Source organism: Sphaerisporangium siamense (assembly GCF_014205275.1).
Classification (GTDB): domain Bacteria; phylum Actinomycetota; class Actinomycetes; order Streptosporangiales; family Streptosporangiaceae; genus Sphaerisporangium; species Sphaerisporangium siamense.
Genome location: NZ_JACHND010000001.1, coordinates 1,458,724 through 1,477,607, shown reverse-complemented (window position 1 = coordinate 1,477,607; position 18,884 = coordinate 1,458,724). Strand labels below are relative to the sequence as shown.

Here is an 18,884-nt window from a genome sequence, read left to right as displayed (position 1 = left end):
CCCCCGATGCTTTCAGCCCTATGCGGCGGGCCCGACGTTAATCCAGGCGTTGATTCACCGTCGTTTTCCGGTCAGCTCCGGCGCACCACCACGCAACTCCCCGGGGGGAGCCGGACCCCGCCCGCACCAGGGCGGGTGCGGCGCGCGCGTATGACGTCCGTTGATTCCCCGTTAATTTCACGTTGACCGTACGGGTTCATGCTGAGGGCAGTCGAGCGTGGCCCCTGTGCGGGGGCGGTCGCGCGAGACGCCGGCCACCATCGCCGGATCCGGCTCCTGACACGGATCCGGCAGGGCCGCATATTCAGCCTTCCCCGGGCGGCGTCCGCCGTGCCGGGATGACGGGGCTCTCGGGGATTCACCGCACGGTCCGGCTCCACGGAGCCCTCATCGCGGTCACCGGTATCCCGGCCATACCCGGCCATACGGCGTGACCACCGTCTCAAGCGGTCTGCAGGCGGCGTAAGGCCGTTGTAAGCGTCCTGCAGGCGGTCGGCTTTTCACTAATCACGTACCACCCCGGCAGCAGGAGAACACCGGGGGACCCTCGAACAGGAGAACCAGATGCGCCGCTCCATCCGTACCATCCTCGGACTCGCCGCAGCCACCACCGTCCTCGCGGTGGGGGCGCCCGCCCTCGCCACCTCGGCGAGCGCCGCCACGACCAAGGCCGGCGCCTCCGTCCTCGATGACTTCGAGGACAGCTGGGGCTATGACTACAGCAAGTACTTCCACGGTTCGCGCGCCAAGGCCCGCGGCGACGTGTGGATCGACCGCGCCGACCGGCTCCACGTCAGCGGCCGGTTGTACGACAAGGACTCCCCGCGCTGGCTGTGCGGCTACGTGCAGGTCAAGTTCGAGAACACCGACGGCGACGAGTCGGTCGACTCGGCCATCAAGTGCGGCTCCAACGGCTACCGGACCTTCCACTTCTGGGAGAGGGACGTGGACAACGCCCAGGTCCGGGTCTGCTACTGGGACGACAGCCGGGACAAGAAGGTCTACTGCGGCCGCTGGGACTACGTCTACGAGGCCGACCAGGACGACGAGTGAGCCCTGCTCACAGGCCGGCACGAGCACACCGGCGGGGCTGAACGAGGATCGTCACGGGGGAACGTGGGGATCGCGTAAGGGCCGGCAGGGAGCACACGGCGGCACCACCCTGTAGGGGACTCACGCGGCGGGAACGTCCGGCGGGGAACCGGCGGGGGGATCTCGGAGGCGGCGGTGAGGGAGCCAGTGGGGGGAACCAGTGGGGGACCCTCACCTCCGCCTCCGGGAGAAGACCTGAGAAACAGCACGACATATGCCGTATATACGGCATATGTGACATATGCGGAGAAACGACACGGCCCGCCGGGAAAGCGTGAAGCTTCCCGGCGGGCCGTGCGTTCCATGGGTTCATCGAAGGGAGAGGGGCGTCACGCGGCTTCCAGAAGGCCGAGCCTCATGCGCATCCGTTCTCGGACCGCGGGCCATTCGGAACTCAGGATGGAGTAGTACGCCGTATCTCGGACCGTGTCGTCGGCGCCTCGGCTGTCCGCCCGCCGCACACCGTCCAGGTGTGCGCCGAGGGCCTCGATGGCGGCCCGGGATCGTTCGTTACGTACGTCTGCTTTCAGGGTGATGCGGTGGACCTGCCAGGTCTCGAAGGCGTGCGTGAGCATGAGGTACTTGCTCTCCCGGTTCACGCTGGTGCCCTGGGCCGATGCGGCCAGCCAGGTGTAACCGATGTCCGCCACGGACGGGACCTCGCCCACCGCGCCCCGCGTGCCCGGAGGCCACGGCAGGGGGCCCTGCCAGTACTCCAGGTGCATGAGACGGGTGGCACCGACGATGCGGTCGGTGTGCAGCCACCGGATGGCGAACGGCAACGTGCGGCCGTCCGCCTGCTCAGCCAGAGCGGCCTCGACGTACGAGGTCATCTCTTCCCGGCCTACGGGAACCCGAGTGAAGGCGTAGGTGGAACGGTCTTCACTCGCCGCGGCGACCAGGTCGTCGACCACCGCGAGGCTGAGTGGTTCCAGGCGCACGGAGCGCCCGGACAGGGTGACAAAAGCGGGCATGAGCACATGATGGGGGCTCTCCTGTATACGGTGGGCGAAATCACATGGAACAACTTGGCGCGCCTGCCGGGAGGCGATGCCGGGAACAGTGAAACCGCAGGTCAGCGCCGCGATTTACATGATCGGGGCCATGGGCCGGAAGGTAAAGGTTCGGCAATAAAGCCTGCCGGTGACCGCAGATGCCGGCGCACGGCGCCGGCCCCCGCGAGGGGAAGGTCAGCACACGCGGAAGTACGTCATCGTAGGGCCCTGGCCGACCGGCGGGCCGGAGTCCAGGGGGTCCTCCAAGCGGCCGACGAAGATGTTCTCGGTGAGCCAGTGGAACCGGGGGGAGGCGACCTCGAAGGTCGGAACCACGCGGAAATAGAAGTCCGAGGCGCGCACCGGCTCGGACCTCGTCATCCAGGCGGTCATCCTGGCCGGGTCGTAGGCTCGCCTGATCCCGCGGTTGCGCACGTAGATGACCGTGCCGTCCTCCTCTTCCAGTAGCCATCTCGCATTGATCATCAGTGTGCCGTCCGGCCGCAGGCGCGGGTTCTCGATGCCTCCGGGCAGCACCCGTCCGCGCATGCCAGGGCCCTCGAAGCGGCCCCCGGCGACGTTGATCGACCAGCGGTCGCCACCGCCTGGGACGCCTTCCAGCCTCCGGAGACTGCCGGGCGTCATGTCCAGGCTGACGGTCATGACGTACTCCAGCTCCGGGGGCCGGAGAAGTGCGCCGTCGCCGTCCTGCACGGTCACCATGGCTCCTCCCGTTCTCCGCCGGCGCGAACCTGGTCCGTACCGAGCCCGAGGTGGTCCGCTCCGTCGATCATCCTGGGGTCCACGGCGCGGCTCAGCGCGTGATCCAGGCGTTCCAGAAGATGCGGTAGAAGTCGTCGTAGCCGCGCAGCCTGGCGGTGTAGGCGGCGTAGAACTTCGACTGGCTGATGGCGATGCCCGGCAGTTGGTCCCAGATGTAGGTCTGCAGGTCGTCGACGGCGGCCTTCGCCCCGGCCTCGTCCGCGGCGCGGTCGTAGGCGGCGATCTTCGCCTGGCCCTGTTCGTCGAACCCCTGCATCAGCGCGAACTGCGCCGGGGTGGTCATGCTGCCGTTGTACATCATCATGGAGATGTCCCATTCGGTGGGACGGGTCATCGTGGTCGCCAGCATGGCGGTGAAGTCGTAGGTCTCGATCTTGGCTTCGACGCCGACCTCCTGCAGCTCCTGCTGGATGACGACCGCCCACTGGGCGAGCTGCGGGTACGCCTTGGTCGTCACGATCCGCAGGACCTGTCCCGGCTTCAGGCCGGCCTGTTCGAGCAGCTTCTTGCCCTGGGCCGGGTCATGGGCCTGGAACCGGTCCGCGCCGACGGTGGAGTGCATTCCCTTGTTGGCCGGCATGGCGAAGGAGCCGGTCAACGCGGTGATGTCCTGGCCGCCGCCGCCGACGGCGTTGAGTTCGGGCTTGTTCAGGATGAGGTTGAGTCCCTGCCGGGCGCGGACGTCATGGAAGACCGAGGCGGGGTTCCGGTTGGGCAGGATGAAGTTGACGTTGCCGGAACTCCAGGTGGCCACCGTGAGAGAGGGGTCACTCTTGAGCGTCTCGTACTTCTCGTTGGAGGGCATGGCGTAGTCCCAGCGCCCCGCCTTCAGGCCGTTGACCAACGCGTCCTCATCGGACACGACGAGGTAGGTGATGGTGTCCAGGTAGGCGTGCTTGGCTCCGGCCTGGCCGCCCCAGTCCTCCTCGCCGCGCGAGACGTACTTGTCGTAACGCTCGAAGATGATCTTCTGTCCCACGTTCCAGGACTTGAGCCGGTACGGGCCGGTGCCGATGATCTGGGGGGTCGTCAGCCCGTTCGCACCCACGCCCTCCAGGGACTTCGCCTGGTAGATGGCGGCCGACGACGTGGTGAGCTCCTTGATCAGGCCGTAGCGCGGCTTCGAGAGCAGGAACCGCACGGTGTGCTCGTCCGCCGCCTTGACGTCGTCGACCTGCTTGGCGACGAGCTTTCCCGTCGCGTTGCCGGTGAGCCAGCGCTTCATGCTCGCGACGACGTCCTTGGAGGTCAGCGGCGTGCCGTCGTGGAAGGTGACGTCCTTGCGAAGGGTGAAGGTGTAGGTCAGGCCGTCCTCGCTGCGCTCGTAGGCGTCGACGAGCATGGGCCGCGCCTCGTAGTTCTTGTCGACCTCGAACAGCTTCTCGAAGATCATGTCGCCCATGTGGGCGGCCAGGAGGTTGGGTTTGGCGACGAAGTCCAGCGAGCCGGGGTCGTTGGGGATCGCGACGTTGAGGTTTCCGCCTCTGACGGGGCCTTGTCCGCCGGTCGGACGGGCCGCCGTGCCCTGGCCGGTGCAGCCGGCCACGGCGAGCAGGCAGATCGTCACCAGTGCCGAGATCGATAGCGCGTACCGGCGGGACCCGGGTGATCTACTCACGGGTGCTCCTTCGCTCCGGGGGACGTGTGATGGGACTTCCGGTGCCGTAGCAGCCGAGATTGCCTTGCAATGTGGCATATCGGTTCCGCGCAATAAACCGAAAAAAACAGCACAGAATCCTCGTCTGAGTCGAGGAGGGGGCGGGGGTCGCGGGGCATCCGCCTCGCGCCGTCCCGGACTTCCTCGACTCAGTCGATGAAGAGGAACACTTTTATCTGGTTTACCGGAGGAAACCTGGGTGACACAGTCGTGTCACGCACCAATCCACCTGTGCGGGGAGAAAAGTGACGATCATCTCAAAACCGGCACGCGCACGCCGCGCAGGCGGGCGAACCGGCATCGAGGGTCAACGTGCCCGCCGTTTCTGAGACGCCGATCCTCGACGTGCGCGGCCTCTCGGTCGCCGTCAGCACCGACACGGCGGAACTCGAACTCGTCCACCACCTGTCCGTGACACTGGAGCGCGGGCAGACGCTCTGCGTCGTCGGCGAGTCGGGCAGCGGCAAGACCGTGACCGCGCTGTCCATCATGCGGTTGCTGGAGTTCACCGCCCCGGTGCGGACCCGGGGAAAGATCAACATCGACGGCACCGACATCGTCGGACTGCCCGACGAGGAGATGCGCCGATACCGGGGCCGCCGGATCGGAATGATCTTTCAGGAGGCGCTGGAGTCCCTCAACCCGTCACAGCGGATCGGCAGGCAACTCGTCGAGGCCCACCACGCGGCGCAGGGCCTGCGCGGGCGACGCGCGCGAACGCCTGGCGCGACGGACCGGGCGGAGCGCAAGGCGCGCGGCCTTCTCGCCGAGGTCGGGCTGGCGGACACCGACCGCATCATGGCGCTCTACCCTCACCAGCTTTCCGGCGGAATGCAACAGCGCGTCATGATCGCCATGTCGCTCATGTCCGACCCGGACCTGCTGCTGGCCGACGAACCCACCACCGCTCTCGACGTGACCACCCAAGCGGACATCCTGGACCTGTTCCGCCGGGTACAACGAGAGCACCGTACGGCATGCGTGTTCATCACCCATGACATGGCCGTCGCCGCCGAGATGGCCGATCGCATCGCGGTCATGTACGGCGGGCGCCTCGTCGAGGCCGGCCCCGCGGCGGACATGCTCACCGCGCCCCGGCACCCCTACACCCGTGCTCTGCTCGACTGCGTTCCGCAGGCGGAGGTGCGCAGGACCGGTGGCCTGCCCTCGATCCCCGGCTCGGTGCCAGGCCCGGCGGAGCGGTTCGCCGGCTGCCTCTACGCCCCGCGATGCCCGCGCGTCACCGAACGGTGCGCGGGCGAGGAGCCGGGCCTCGCCGGCACCGGGGACTCCCGGGTCGCCTGCTGGCACCCCGCGACCGGGCCCGTCGATGTCGAGGCACCGGCGCTCGTCGCCCCGCCGGCGCCGTCCGGCGACTTCGGCACGGCCTCGCCCCTTCTCCAGGTGAGGGACGTCGGCAAGACCTTCGGCTCCGTCACCCGCCTCAGCCGGAGATCACGGCAGGTGCGGGCGGTCAGGAATCTGTCGCTCTCCGTCGCCCGGGGAGAGTTCTTCGGCCTCGTCGGCGAGTCCGGTTCCGGCAAGACGACGCTTGGGCGCATGATCGCCGGGCTTGAACGGCCCTCCTCAGGGAGCGTCGCCGTCGGCGAGGACATCGTGCTCACCGGCGGTGGCGTTCAGGGGGACAAGCGGGCCTTCCGCCAACGGGTGCAGATCGTCTTCCAGGACCCCCAGAGCTCCCTCGACCCGCGCTACACCGTCTCGGCCATCATCAAGGAGCCGTTGCGAGAGCTCACCCCGTTGCGCGGGGACGCGCTCGACGAACGGGTGCGGGAGCTGCTCGACGAGGTGGGGCTGCCCGCCTCCACCGCGGGCAAGCTGCCGGGTCAGTTGTCCGGCGGACAGCGTCAGCGGGTGGCCATCGCCCGCGCCATCGCGCCGGAACCCGAGCTGATCGTCGCCGACGAGCCCACCTCCGCCCTCGATGTCTCCGTCCAGGGCCAGGTCATGAACCTTCTCCTGGACCTGAAGCGGGAACGGGGGCTCGGCTTCGTCTTCATCACCCACAACCTCAGCCTGGTGCTGTCCGTGGCGGATCGCATCGGTGTGATGTACCAGGGCGAGATCGTGGAGATCGGCCGGCCCGAGGCCATCCTCTCCCCGCACGCCCATCCGTACACGAGACGTCTGCTCCAGGCGAACCCCAAGCTCACGATCGGCGCCCCGGTCGCGCCGTACCCGGCCGGCACCTGATCGGGGAGGAAGCGAACGATGCTGAAGATCCTGCTCCGGCGGGCGCGAGACCTGGTCGTCGTGCTGTGGGTGGTCGGGACCGTGATGTTCGTCGTGATCCGGCTCGTGCCCGGCGACCCCGCCGTGTCGATCCTGGGGGAGACCGCGGACCCCCAGCAGCTCGCCACGCTGCGCGACAGCCTCGGCCTGTCCGGGACATGGTTCGAACAGTACGGCGCCTGGCTCGGCCGGGTCCTGTCCGGAGACCTCGGCAGCTCGATCACCTTCTCCGGCCCCGTCCTACCGGTGATCATCGGGCACATCGCGCCCACTCTCACCCTGGCGTTGTTCAGCACGGTGATCAGCTTCGCCATCGCGCTGGGGATCACGCTGTGGGGCACCGTCCGCCCACGAAGCCCGGCGGCCCGCTCGGTGACCCAGACGGCCTCGCTCGGCATGGCACTCCCACAGTTCTGGGTCGCTCTCATCGTCATCCTGATCTTCGCGATGGTCCTGCGGTGGTTCCCTCCGAGCGGATACGCGGACCTGCTCGCCGATCCGGTCGCGGCGGTCCCTTACCTCGTACTCCCCGTCACCGTGCTGGTCATCGGTGACGTCGCCGTCTACCTCGTCTTCCTGCGGGAGAGCGTCATGAACGAGATGTCGCAGCTGTACCTGCGCACCGCTCGTTCCAAGGGCCTGAGCGAGACCAGGGTGGCCATCGGGCACGCGGTGCCCAACGCGTTGATGCCGGTCCTCACGGTCATGGGAGGTCACTTCGCCACTCTCGTCGGCGGCGTGGTGATCGTGGAGACCGTGTTCGTGATCCCCGGCCTCGGGTCCCTGGCCCTCCAGGCGATCTCGACCAGGGACTATCCCCTGGTACAGGGCGTCACCCTGTTCGTCACGCTCATGTTCGTCGTCGTCAACCTCCTCGTCGACCTCTCCTATGCCCTGATCGACCCGAAGGTTCGAGTCTCGTGAGACCACAGATGCACAAGTTCGGGGGCTTCGTCCGGCGTAACCGGGCGCTGACCGTGTCGGCCGTCGTCCTCGGGGCGATGGTCGTGGCGGTCGCGCTGCTACCGCTCGTCCTGCCGTCGACCCGGGCGATCCACCCGTCGAGCAGGCTCCTCCCGCCGAGCTGGTCGCATCCGTTCGGCACGGACGCCTATGGGCGTGACGTGCTGAGCCGCCTTGTCACCGGGGGCCGGTACTCGCTGGGCCTGGCCGCGCTCATCACCCTGTGCGCGGGCACGCTCGGCCTGCTGATCGGGATGGTCAGCGGGTTCTTCCGCGCGGCGGACGCGGTGCTCATGCGGTTGGTGGACGCGGGCATGGCCTTTCCCGGGGTCGTGCTCGCCATGTCGCTCGCCGTCGCGCTCGGCCCGAGCATGTCCACCGAGCTACTGGCGCTGACCATGGTCTTCACGCCCTTCAGCGCCCGCGTCATCCGGAGCCGGGCGCTGAGCGTGAGCGGGCGCAACTACATCGACGCGGCGCGCGCCGCCGGAGTGCCGGCGTGGAAGATCCTTGTCAGGCACATCCTCCCCAACGTGCTGCCCCTCGCGGTCGTGCACCTGGTGATCGTGTCCGCGATGAGCATGCTGATCGACGGCGCGCTGAGCTTCCTCGGTCTGGGCATCGCGCCGCCGACGCCGACGTGGGGCAACATGATCGCCGACGGACGTGACTACCTGACCGTCGCCCCCTGGCTGGTGATCTTCCCGGGCATGGCGTTGCTCGTCTGCGTCTTCTTCCTCAACCTTCTCGGCTCCAGCCTGCGTGCCACCGTCGACCCGCGCGCGCGGGCGCTCAACGCGCTTCAGCGGCTGCGGGTCCGCCGCCGTGACGTCGCGCTTCTCCGCTGAACGAGGTGCCGAAGGGGTCGCATACGATGCGGGTTTCGAGCGTCGCCCATCGGTGAGGGACGAATGAACTTCACTCTGCGTCAACTGAGCTACTTCGTGGCCGCCGCCGAAGCGGGCAGCATCTTCCACGCGGCCGACAAGCTGCACGTGTCGCAGTCCGCGCTGTCCGCCGCCCTGACCGAGCTCGAACGCACCCTCAACACCCAGCTCTTCGTCCGGCGCAAGGCGCGCGGGGTGACGCTGACCGCCAGTGGGGTGCGCGCCCTGGAACAGGCCAAGCTGGTGCTTCGCGACGCGAACGAACTCAGCGTGACGTGTTCGAGCACCGAGCTGGCCGGCCCCGTCATGCTCGGCTGCTACGCGCCCCTCGCCTCGATCGTGCTCCCACGGCTGCTCCAGGGGTTCGGCGACCTGCATCCGCGCGTGCGGCTCGACTTCGTCGAGTGTGACCAGGACGTGCTGCAGAGCAAGCTGCGCACGGGAGCGCTCGACGTCGGCGTCGCCTACGAATGGAGTCTCACGGCCGGCCTCGACCGCATCGTCCTGTACGAGGCACACCCCTACGTCCTTCTCTCGGAGGACCACCGGCTGGCGTCCGCGCCGACGGTCGACCTCGCCGACCTCGTCGACGAGCCGCTCGTACTCCCGAGCACGCCGGTGAGCCAGGAGCACACGCTCTCCGTCTTCCACGACAGGGGGCTCTCGGTCACCAAGGGCCACACGACCACCAGCTTCGAGCTGACCCGTGCCCTCGTCGGAAGGGGCATGGGGTACGCGGTGTCGGTGCAGCGTTCTCACAACGACCGCAGCCACGAGGGGCTGTCCGTCGTCGTCAAGGAGCTGTCGCCGCCGGCCCGGCCGGTAAGAGTGGTCATGATCTGGCCGTCGCGCGTGCGCCTCGCCCACCGGGTCCGGGAGCTGATCGAGTATGCGACCGCCCTTGAGTGGGGCGCCGGGGGCCTGCCGCCGGAGCCGGCCGGTCGCTGACGGCGTTTCCTGGCTCTATCTCGACGCGCCGCCGACGAGGTCGCCGAGGTCGAACCCGGCGACGACCTCCTCGGGCCGCAGGCTCAGCCGCTTGGCCAGCGCCCGCCGCGCCGACACGTGGTCCCGAGGCCGGTTCACCGACTCGACGGCCACCAACCTGTCCTCCCGGAAACTCAGCACCGAGAACGATCCGCCGGCCGGATCACCCAGGGACAGCGCCCTGTCCCCGTCGAACCGCACCCCGGCGATCTGCAGACGTATCGATCCCTGGTTGCTCCAGAACCACGGGACGTCGCTGTACCGCACGTCGTCACCGAGCATGACGCGCGCCAGGACCCTGGCCTGGGCGGAGGCGTTCTGCACCGATTCCAGGCGTAGTCTGCGGCCGGAACGGGAATCGGGAAAGCTCGCGCAGTCCCCGATCGCCCAGATCCCGGGAGCGCTGGTGCGGAACCTGTCGTCGACCCGGATCCCGTTCTCCACCGTGATACCGGCGCGGCGTGCCAGTTCGTCCGCCGGCGCCGCACCGACACAGACGAGTACCAGGTCGGTCTCCAGCAGTTCGCCCCGTCCGGTCCTTACCGCCGCCACGGCGCCGGCGGTGCCGGTGATCTCGACGACCGACTGACCGTGGCGCAGTTCGGTGCCCATCTCGGTGTGAACGCGGGCGATGAACTCCGACAGCGCCGGGCTGGCGACCCGTGCCATCGGCCGGGCGGCGGTCTCGAACACGACGGCCTCCACCCCGCGCAGGCGGGCCGCCGCCGTGAACTCCAGTCCGACGAATCCGGCTCCCAGCACCACGACCCGCCCGGCGGTTGTCAGCCGCCGCCTGAGGTGGGCCGAGTCCGCGAGAGTGCGCAGCGATGTCACGCCGGCGAGGCCGCTCCCCGGAAGGTCCAGGGTCCGGTTCCTGGCGCCCGTGGCCAGCACCAGGTGGTCGTATGCCACGCGCTCGCCGCCGTCCAGCACCGCGTGGCGGCGGCTGGTGTCGATCTCGGTGACGGCCTCCCCCCGGCGGAGTTCGATGTCGTTGCCGGTGTAGAACGATTCGCCGCGCAGCGGGGGCGCGATCGCCCCGTCCGGCCCGGTCAGGTACTCCTTGGACAGCGGTGGCCGCTGGTAGGGCAGTGCGGGCTCATCGCCGATGAGGACGATGGGCCCGTCGTGCCCGCCGGCCCGCAGGGAGTCGGCGAGCTGGACGCCCGCCGTACCGGCTCCGACGATGACCACGCGCCCGGCACGGCGCCGGTGGTCCGTCATCAGATCTGGGTGTCCGGCACATCGACCTCGATCTCGTCGAGACCGGCGCCGACGACGATCTGACAGCCGAGGCGGCTGCGCCCCGCGTCCCGTGGCGCGGCCGTGCACTCCAGCATCTCCTCTTCCTCGTCCCCGATGACGGGAAGGCGGCCCGCGTACGCGTCGTCGACGTACACGTGGCAGGTCGCGCACATCGTCTGTCCGCCGCACTCCCCGACGATGCCCGGGACACCGGCCTCCACGGCGGCCCGCATGATCGATGCCGGCGTGTCGCGCTCAACGGTCCGCCGCGCGCCGTCGCGGTACCGATACACGATCTTCGCCATGCTCACACGTCCCACGCGAGGCGGAGTTCGTAGATGCGGCGGAAGATCCACCCGCCGCTGCGCGGCTCGGTGTCCTCCGCCGGACGCAACCCGGGGAGCGCGGAGATCAGCATCGGCAGCGCGACACGTCCGATCATCGCCTTGGCGACGTGCTGGCCGGCGCAGATGTGCGCTCCGTTGGCGAAGGCGAGGTGGGGCTTGCGCTCCCTGTTGATGTCGAACTCCTCGCCGTCGCCGAACACCGTCTCGTCACGGTTGGCCGCGGCGATCACGACGCTGAGATGGGCGCCGGCGGGCAGGCTCACCCCCGCCAGCTCCGTCGCCCGTGTCGTCTTCCGCGGGTACATCCCGATCGGGGACACCCACCGCACCGCCTCGTCGAACGCCGGCACGGCTGCGCCCGGATCACGTCTGACCCGGTCGAACTGGTCCGGGTGGCTCAGCAGCCCCCACAGCGCGATCACCAGCGCGTCGCGCGGTTCCTTGACTCCCCCGCCGATGGTCATCTTGACATTCGCCCTGATCGACTCCAGGTCCATCGGCTCGGGACCGTTGATCAGCGTGGAGATGAGCGAGCCGTCCGGTTCGGCGCGCAGGAGCGGGATCACCTCGTCGAGGGCCTCGTCGATCTCCTCGCCGCTATGGCGGTATCGCTCCCACACCTCGTCATCGTCGTCGCTGTTGCTGTTGCCGTCCATGATCGCCTGGGACCATCGGTGCACGTCGTGCTGGCCGACGTTGCGAAAGCCGAGCATCTCGCGGAGGCAGTCGGCGGCGAACGGGCCGGAGAAGGCCTCGACCAGGTCCGCGCCGGGACCGGCGTCACGCAACCCGGCGAGGTGTTTTCGCGCGTTCACCTCGAACACGCGGTTCCAATCTCGCGCGATGGCGTTGGGCTTGAGCACGCCGCCGAACGCCTTCCGCTCGGTCGCGTGTTCGGGGTCGTCCTTGTGCAGCATGCTGGCGCCCATCGAATACCGGCGGGTGTACTCCCGGGTCGCGGTGAAGACCTCCTGGTCGAGATTCACATCGCGGCATGCTCGGTAGCTGGTGAGAAAGTAGCTCCGGGTCGCGGGAACCCAGGCGATCGGCGCCTCGCGTCTCAGCCGCGCGTATATCGGGTACGGGTCGGCGTGGAGCCGGTCCAGCGTGAACCAGTCTGCGACCGGGGCCGTCGCGGTGTTCGGCACGTTAGCACTCCCTGTTCGTCCTCCCAGTGCCGACGAGTCTGACAGTCGGACATCCACTCATAAACCGCATATATCAGGGCATGTTTTTCTGGCGAAGCGATGAACATTCACGCCCACGAGCCGATCCGGCGACTGCGCTCCTAGGGCGCGGCCGGGGCGAGCGCGGCCGGGATCCACGCCGCGAAACCCCGTCGCTCGGTGAGCCCATGGAGCGCCTCGCCGAGGTGCGCGAGCGCCGCGGCGACCCACGGCAGGTCCAGTGGGCGCTCGGCGGTGAGGGCGGCCAGACGGCGCTCCTCCGACTCTCCGTACAGCAGGCTCGTGGCGACCCGGACGCGCAGCGCGCCGGGGGAGTCCCCGAACGCCGTGCCCGGCAGCACGCCCACCCCGTGGCCGTCGAGCAGCGTCGCGGCGAGCGCGTCGGAGGTGGCGAACCGGCTCAGCGGCGCGAGGTCCGGATACAGGTAGAAGCCGCCCTGCGGGGACGGCACGCGGGCGCCCGCCGCGGCGAACCTGCCGGCCACCGCGCGGGCCACGACGCCGTGCAGCCGGCGGCTCGCGGCGACGCGCTCGGCCAGCTCAGGCGGCTCGGCGTAGGCGTACGCGGCGGCGTGCTGCACGGGGGCCGCGGGGCTCGACCAGATCTCGGAGGCGATGGCGAGCACCCGGTCGCGCAGCGGCGCGGAGGGGAGCCGCGCGACGCCGATGCGCCACCCGCCGAGCGCCAGGCTCTTGCTGAGGCCGGTCGTGACGACGGTCCGCTCGGGCGCGACGGCCGCGGGCGACAGGAAGGGGGCGCGTTCGTCGTGGACGAGGTCCCGGTAGATCTCGTCGGAGACGATGATCAGGTCGAGATCGCGGGCGATCCGCGCCAGGCGTCGCACGGTCGCCTGCCTGGCCAGCCGTCCCGTGGGGTTGTCCGGCAGCGTGACGAGCAGCGATCCGACCCGGCGTCCCTCGGCGCGCGCCCGCAGGACGGCGTCGGCCACCCGCTCGGGGTCCGGTGCCCCTCCCTCGCCGGGAGGCACGGGGACCGGGATCGGACGGACGCCGGCCAGCTCGGCCTGGGCGGCGTAGCTCACCCAGCTCGGCACGGGCAGCACGACGTCGCCGCCGATCGCGAGCAGCAGCGCGTAGAGGAGGGGCTTGCTTCCGGGGCCGCAGACGACGAGATCGGGGTCGGTGGGGAGGTCACGGCGGGTCCAGTAGCCCGCGGCGGCCTCGCGCAGGGACGGCGCGCCGGCCACCGGGCCGTACCCGTTGTCCGTGGCGGCCCGCGCGAGGCGTTCGCGCAGCGCCGGGTGGACGGGGAGCCCGGCCTCGCCGAAGGCCAGGTTCAGGACCCGCTGCCCGGCGCCGCGTCTTCGGGCAATCTCCTCATTAGCTGCCAGTGTGGCGGAAAGCGTGATGTTCACGGCCATAACCTCCTCGCATCCGGGGACGTGCCCAGCTTGCGCGGGTACATCCATCAGGACAAGCGAGGCTTTCCAGGGGTGACCGTAAGGAGAACCGATGCTCGACCTGCGGCGCCTTGCCCTGCTCTGCGAGTTCGCGCGCCGGGGGAGCATCGCGGCGACCGCCGCCGCGCTCGGGTACAGCGCCTCGGCGGTGTCCCAGCAGCTCGCCGCCCTGGAACGCGAGACGAGCTCGGTTCTGCTGGATCGCACCTCGCGCAGCGCCGAACTCACCGACGCCGGCCACCGCCTCGTCCGGCACGGCGAGCGCATCCTCGCCATGGTCGAGACGGCCGAGTCCGACCTGTCCGCCCACCGGGGCACCCCCTCCGGACGGGTGGTCGTCACCGCCTTCCCGACCGCCGCCGTCGCCTTCGCCCCCGTCCTGGCCCGGTCGCTGCGCCGCCACACCTCCTTGACCCTGCGCCTCAGGCAGAGCGGTCCCGGGCGGGGCATCGCGGAGGTCGAGGCGGGCGAGGCCGACATCGCCCTCGTCGACGACTGGCACACGCAGGCTGCCGTCCGGGACGGTGAGGTGCTGCGGGTCCACCCGCTGCTGCGCGACCCGCTGGTGCTGGTGGTGCCCCGGCGTCATCCCGTCGCCGACCCCGCCACGCCGGTGGACCTGCGGCGGCTGCGCGAGGAGCCGTGGATGGCGACACCCGAGGGGGAGCCGTCCCGCGTGGCGGTGGACCGCCTGCTCGCCGAGGCCGGCGGCGCGCCGCCGGTGCCGTGGGAGTTCGAGGGCCTCGGGACGATCCTCGGCCTGGTCGCCCAGGGCATCGGCATCGCGGCCGTACCCGCACTGGCCCTCGCGGCCGGGGTGCGCGGCGTCGCGGTGCGCGAGCTGCCGGGCGAGCCCGTCACGCGCGAGGTCAAGGCGGTGGTGCGCGGGCCGAGCGTCAACCGCCCGTCGATCGCGGCGACGCTGCGCGCCCTGCACGTGGCGGCACGCTACCTCGCCGCCGGACTCGCGCCGGTGCGCGCGTCGGCCGACCCGCTCCAGGCGTACCACGGGGCCGTACGGGCGGGGATCCCGTACGGCCCCGTGGAAGGCGGCGGACCGCCGGTCAGCAGTCCACCAGGTCGGGGCTCTGGTTCAGGATCTGCGAGCGCGCGGTGACGAACTCGGCGTGCGCCTTCTCGGCCGCCGGGTCGAACACCGCCACGCGGTGGCAGTTCTGGAACGCGAGCCGCACGCCGAAGTGACGCTCAAGGGCGCCGCGCATCGCGTCGCTCGCCAGGCACCGCAGGAGCTGGCCACGGGCCGCCTCGTCCGGGGGCGGGGTGTGGTTGTCGGCGAACTCCGCACCGGTCTCCTGCCGTTGCCGGATGAGACCGGTGATGAGCGACCAGGCGTAGGGCAGTGAGTCGCGGACGCAGGCCACGAAGGCGGCGTCGTCGACCTCACCGGCGCGCGCCTGGTCGAGAAGCTCTGGGGGAACGGTCAGCGACATGCGAGGTTCTCCTCTACAGCGGGGACGGATCCGACGGTAAGCGGGCGGTGGCGCGGGCTGAAGGTGGCGCGGAAGCGACAGTCGCGTGGGACGCGCCGCCGCGCCGGTCGCCGGTCTCAGCCCGTGGCGAGGGTGGGGCGGCGGCCGTAGACGAAGTCGTGGTCGATCTGCTGGAGCAGGTCCTGGCCGGTGGCGCGGTTGGCCCAGGCGTGGGCGTTGCGGGTGTGGAACTCGATGGTCTGGCGGCCGAACTTGGCCCAGTCCTTGGTCTGGGCGTCCAGGTGGTCTTTGAGGACGGCCAGGGCGTGGTGGCCTTGGGGTTCCAGGTCGTCCAGGGTGAAGGGGTGGCCTTGTTCCATGGCGCGGACGGCGGGGGAGTGGGGCAGGGCGACCAGCAGGGCCTCGCCGACGTGGCGGCGTAGGAAGGCGACGTCGTCGGGGGTGTGGATCTTGTTGCCGATGACGGCGAGGGGGACGTCGAAGTCGCGGGCGTGTTCGGCGTACTGGTGGTAGACGCCGATGCCCTGGCGGGTGGGTTCGGCGACCAGGTAGGTCATGTCGAAGCGGGTGAACATGCCCGAGGCGAAGGAGTCGCCGCCGGCGGTCATGTCGACGATGACGTGTTCGCCGGGGCCGTCGATGAGGTGGTTGAGGTAGAGCTCCACCGCGCCGACCTTGGAGTGGTAGCAGGCCACGCCGAGGTCGTCTTCGTTGAAGGGGCCGGTGACCATCAGGGCCAGGCCGCCGAGTTCGGGGACGGTGGTGGTGTGGTGGCGGGTGAAGTAGGGGTCGTCGATGGTGATCAGGCGGGAGCCGGAGCCGGGCGGGGTGGTCTTGACCATGGTGGCGGCCGAGGGGATGCGGGGGTTGTCGCCGCGCAGGTAGTCCTTGATCGCGGTGATGCCCGCGCCCAGCGGGGCGGGCAGCCGGTCGGGGGTGAGCCCGAGGGCCAGGCCCAGGTGCTGGTTGATGTCGGCGTCGATGGCCACCACCGGACCGCCGGCACGCGCGGTGTACCGGGCGAACAGCGAGGACAGGGTGGTCTTACCGCTACCACCTTTTCCCACGAAGGCGACTCTCATGGCTGGGATCCAATCTGATTATGAAAACCATTGCAAGTACCGTGGCACCATCGTGACACGCGTCCCTGCGCGCGTGGACCTCCGTGGCATGGCGGGGGCATGGCCGGACGGCGCGGCGGAACGGCACGGTGGAGCGGCACGGTGGAGCGCCGGGCGCCGCGCTCTGAGCTGTGGCGGGGGAGGCGATGACATGGTCGCGGGCGGCCGGGGAGGTGGGACGTCTTCTGTGCTGGTTTCTTTATCGCACGCACCGGAAGGCCCCGCAGGTCCGTGTGTCGGTGCGAATTTTCGGGGCGCGGTCAGATACTTCGACAACGATAGTTGCGGACCCGGGGTCGAGCAGAGGTCGGAGGTCTAGGCGCAGGTCCCGGGGTACATAGGGCGCCGGGACGGGAGGGACGCGATACACCGATGCGGATTTTCTTCTGGTTATGGGGCGTATCGGATCTATGGTGCGGACCGGTCATGGACCGGCGGGTGCGTCTGCCCCGGCGCGCCGTGGGCAGATCACTGATGACGTGGCACGGTTACCCGCTTCGCGGGACGCCTGTTGAGTAGGGTTCCTCTACATCCTGCTGTGTTCGGACAAGGGGTGACAGTGACGGCCACTTCCTCTCCGCCGTCGAGCGGGAGACGCGCCGACGACAGAGTGCGCGCCTGGCTCCTCCACGGGCTCCTCCAGTCCGACCGCCGGTCCGTGGGGCAGCACGCCGACCCCGCCCCGCACGAGCAGCACCGCTGGTGGCAGGTCATGTGCCTCACCGGCGTCGACTACTTCTCGACGCTCGGCTACCAGCCCGGCATCGCCGCCCTCGCCGCCGGCGCCCTGTCCCCCGTCGCCACGCTGCTCCTCGTCGCGCTCACCCTGTTCGGAGCGCTGCCGACGTATCGCGCGGTGGCCGCCGAGAGCCCGAACGGCCTCGGCTCGCTCTCCATGCTCGAAGGGCTTCTGCCCGGATGGCGCGGCAAGCTGCTCGTGCTGTTCCTGCTCGGCTTCGTCGCCACCGCGTTCGTCGTCACGATCACGCTCTCGGCCGCCGACGCCACGGCGCACATCCTGCAGAACCCGTTCGTCCCCGACGTGTTCGACGGGTGGAAGGTCCCGATCACGCTGTTCCTGGTCGCCGCGCTCGGCGCGGTGTTCCTCGGAGGCTTCAGCGAGGCCATCGGCCTGGCCGTCGTGCTGGTGGCCGTCTACCTCCTGCTGAACGTGATCGTGGTGGCCACCTCGGTCGTGCGGGCCGTGGCCCACCCGGACCTGATCGGCGACTGGCGTACGGCGCTGACCACCGAGCACTCCGGGCCGCTCGCCATGATCGCCGTGTCGCTGTTCGTGATGCCCAAGCTCGCGCTCGGCCTGTCGGGGTTCGAGACGGGCGTCGCGGTGATGCCGCTGGTCAAGGGCGACCTGCGGCAGCGGATCAAGGGCGCGAGGCTGCTGCTCACCACCGCCGCCCTGATCATGAGCGTGTTCCTGGTCTCCAGCTCCTTCGCCACCAGCGTGCTGATCCCGCCGAAGGAGTTCGAGGAGGGCGGCAAGGCGAGCGGGCGGGCCCTGGCCTACCTCGCCCACGAGTACCTCGGCGACCTGTTCGGCACGGCGTACGACCTCAGCACGATCGCCATCCTGTGGTTCGCCGGGGCGTCCGCCATGGCGGGACTGCTCAACATCGTGCCCCGCTACCTGCCGCGCTACGGCATGGCGCCCGACTGGACGCGCGCCGTGCGCCCCCTGGTGCTGGTCTTCACGTGCATCGCCTGCGGCATCACGATCTTCTTCGGCGCGGGCGTCGAGGAGCAGGGCGGCGCGTACGCCACGGGCGTGCTGGCGCTGATCCTCTCGGCGGCGGTCGCGGTCACGCTCTCGGCCTGGCACAAGCGCAGGCGCGGAAGGACGGTCGGCTTCGGCCTGGTGGCGCTGGTGCTCGCCTACACGGCCGTGGCCAACATCGTCGAGCGGCCGGACGGCCTGAAGATCGCGTTCCTGTTCGTGCTGGCCATCGTCGTCACCTCGCTGATCTCCCGGGCGACCCGCTCGACCGAGCTGCGGGTGAGCGCCATCGAGCTGGACGAGAAGGCCAGGGGCATGATCGACGTGCCCGGCAAGATCCGCATCATCGCCAACGAGCCGGACGCCCGCGACGCGCGGGAGTACGCCGACAAGGACCACGAGACCCGGCGCAACCACCACCTCCCCGAGGAAGAGCCCCTGGTCTTCCTGGAGGTCACGGTCGAGGACGCCTCGGAGTTCCACTCCGAGCTGTGCGTCAAGGGCGAGGAGCGGCACGGCTACAAGATCCTGCGGGTGCGGGGCGCGACGGTGCCGAACGCCATCGCCGCCGTCCTGCTGCACATCCGCGACGAGACCGGCAAGCTGCCGCACGTCTACTTCCACTGGTCGGAGGGCAACCCGATCGCCGCGCTGCTGCGCTACCTGGTGTTCGGCGGCGGCGATGTCGCGCCGCTCACCCGCGAGGTGCTGCGCCAGGCCGAGCCGGACGACGGCCGGCGCCCGCCGGTGCACGTCGGCTGAC

16 protein-coding genes are annotated in these 18,884 nt (G+C 69.9%); 7 read left to right on the top strand and 9 right to left on the bottom strand.

What is annotated here, in order from left to right; all coding sequences use genetic code 11:
• The first annotated feature begins 564 nt into the window (after nucleotides 1–564).
• Entirely contained in the window at nucleotides 565–1,053 is a 489-nt protein-coding gene (locus tag BJ982_RS06820) for a hypothetical protein (RefSeq protein ID WP_184877617.1), read from the top strand.
• 368 nt (nucleotides 1,054–1,421) lie between these two features.
• On the opposite strand, the gene BJ982_RS06815 is transcribed toward BJ982_RS06820, so the two are convergent.
• From BJ982_RS06815 to BJ982_RS06805, 3 genes are all read right to left on the bottom strand, one after another.
• Nucleotides 1,422–2,066, bottom strand: a complete 645-nt coding sequence (locus BJ982_RS06815) for a GNAT family N-acetyltransferase (RefSeq protein WP_184877615.1) — start codon at nucleotides 2,064–2,066, stop codon at nucleotides 1,422–1,424.
• A 216-nt stretch (nucleotides 2,067–2,282) separates the two neighbouring features.
• Entirely contained in the window at nucleotides 2,283–2,810 is a 528-nt protein-coding gene (locus tag BJ982_RS06810) for a DUF3237 family protein (RefSeq protein WP_184877613.1), read from the bottom strand.
• Between the two features lie 91 nt (nucleotides 2,811–2,901).
• Nucleotides 2,902–4,488: an ABC transporter substrate-binding protein gene (locus tag BJ982_RS06805; RefSeq protein WP_184877611.1), complete on the bottom strand. Its 1,587-nt coding sequence runs from the start codon at nucleotides 4,486–4,488 to the stop codon at nucleotides 2,902–2,904.
• A 351-nt stretch (nucleotides 4,489–4,839) separates the two neighbouring features.
• Here BJ982_RS06805 and BJ982_RS06800 point away from each other — a divergent pair, with 351 nt between their 5' ends.
• The 4 genes from BJ982_RS06800 (at nucleotide 4,840) to BJ982_RS06785 (ending at nucleotide 9,578) form a co-directional block, all read left to right on the top strand.
• On the top strand, nucleotides 4,840–6,741 hold the full coding sequence (locus tag BJ982_RS06800) for a dipeptide ABC transporter ATP-binding protein (protein ID WP_203959058.1): 1,902 nt from the start codon (nucleotides 4,840–4,842) through the stop codon (nucleotides 6,739–6,741).
• Nucleotides 6,742–6,759: 18 nt separating this feature from the next.
• On the top strand, nucleotides 6,760–7,704 hold the full coding sequence (locus tag BJ982_RS06795) for an ABC transporter permease (RefSeq protein WP_184877609.1): 945 nt from the start codon (nucleotides 6,760–6,762) through the stop codon (nucleotides 7,702–7,704).
• Nucleotides 7,701–8,591: an ABC transporter permease gene (locus BJ982_RS06790; RefSeq protein ID WP_203959059.1), complete on the top strand. Its 891-nt coding sequence runs from the start codon at nucleotides 7,701–7,703 to the stop codon at nucleotides 8,589–8,591. The genes BJ982_RS06795 and BJ982_RS06790 overlap by 4 nt, the downstream gene beginning before the upstream one ends.
• Nucleotides 8,592–8,654: 63 nt before the next feature.
• Nucleotides 8,655–9,578, top strand: coding sequence for a LysR family transcriptional regulator (locus BJ982_RS06785; protein WP_184877608.1), 924 nt, complete (start codon nucleotides 8,655–8,657; stop codon nucleotides 9,576–9,578).
• 15 nt (nucleotides 9,579–9,593) lie between these two features.
• Here the strand turns inward: BJ982_RS06785 and BJ982_RS06780 are convergent, their stop codons facing one another.
• From BJ982_RS06780 to BJ982_RS06765, 4 genes are all read right to left on the bottom strand, one after another.
• Nucleotides 9,594–10,841 (bottom strand): NAD(P)/FAD-dependent oxidoreductase, encoded by a 1,248-nt coding sequence (locus BJ982_RS06780; RefSeq protein ID WP_184877607.1) that lies wholly within the window; start codon nucleotides 10,839–10,841, stop codon nucleotides 9,594–9,596.
• On the bottom strand, nucleotides 10,841–11,167 hold the full coding sequence (locus tag BJ982_RS06775) for a 2Fe-2S iron-sulfur cluster-binding protein (RefSeq protein WP_184877606.1): 327 nt from the start codon (nucleotides 11,165–11,167) through the stop codon (nucleotides 10,841–10,843). Before BJ982_RS06775 ends, BJ982_RS06780 begins: the two co-directional genes overlap by 1 nt.
• A 2-nt stretch (nucleotides 11,168–11,169) precedes the next feature.
• Nucleotides 11,170–12,357 carry a cytochrome P450 gene (locus tag BJ982_RS40295; RefSeq protein ID WP_184877605.1) on the bottom strand — a complete coding sequence of 396 codons (1,188 nt, stop codon included), beginning with the start codon at nucleotides 12,355–12,357 and terminating at the stop codon, nucleotides 11,170–11,172.
• Between the two features lie 140 nt (nucleotides 12,358–12,497).
• On the bottom strand, nucleotides 12,498–13,772 hold the full coding sequence (locus BJ982_RS06765) for a pyridoxal phosphate-dependent aminotransferase (protein WP_184877604.1): 1,275 nt from the start codon (nucleotides 13,770–13,772) through the stop codon (nucleotides 12,498–12,500).
• Nucleotides 13,773–13,869: 97 nt separating this feature from the next.
• Between BJ982_RS06765 and BJ982_RS06760 the strand changes: the two genes are divergently transcribed.
• Nucleotides 13,870–14,934, top strand: coding sequence for a LysR family transcriptional regulator (locus tag BJ982_RS06760; RefSeq protein ID WP_184877603.1), 1,065 nt, complete (start codon nucleotides 13,870–13,872; stop codon nucleotides 14,932–14,934).
• Here BJ982_RS06760 and BJ982_RS06755 read toward each other — a convergent pair.
• Complete coding sequence (locus BJ982_RS06755; protein WP_184877601.1) at nucleotides 14,882–15,268, bottom strand: SCO5389 family protein; 387 nt, start codon at nucleotides 15,266–15,268, stop codon at nucleotides 14,882–14,884. The genes BJ982_RS06760 and BJ982_RS06755 overlap by 53 nt on opposite strands.
• A 116-nt stretch (nucleotides 15,269–15,384) precedes the next feature.
• Complete coding sequence (locus tag BJ982_RS06750) at nucleotides 15,385–16,350, bottom strand: ATP-binding protein (RefSeq protein WP_184877598.1); 966 nt, start codon at nucleotides 16,348–16,350, stop codon at nucleotides 15,385–15,387.
• 598 nt (nucleotides 16,351–16,948) lie between these two features.
• Here BJ982_RS06750 and BJ982_RS06745 point away from each other — a divergent pair.
• Nucleotides 16,949–18,883: an amino acid transporter gene (locus BJ982_RS06745; protein ID WP_184877596.1), complete on the top strand. Its 1,935-nt coding sequence runs from the start codon at nucleotides 16,949–16,951 to the stop codon at nucleotides 18,881–18,883.
• The last annotated feature ends 1 nt before the right edge of the window (nucleotide 18,884 follow it).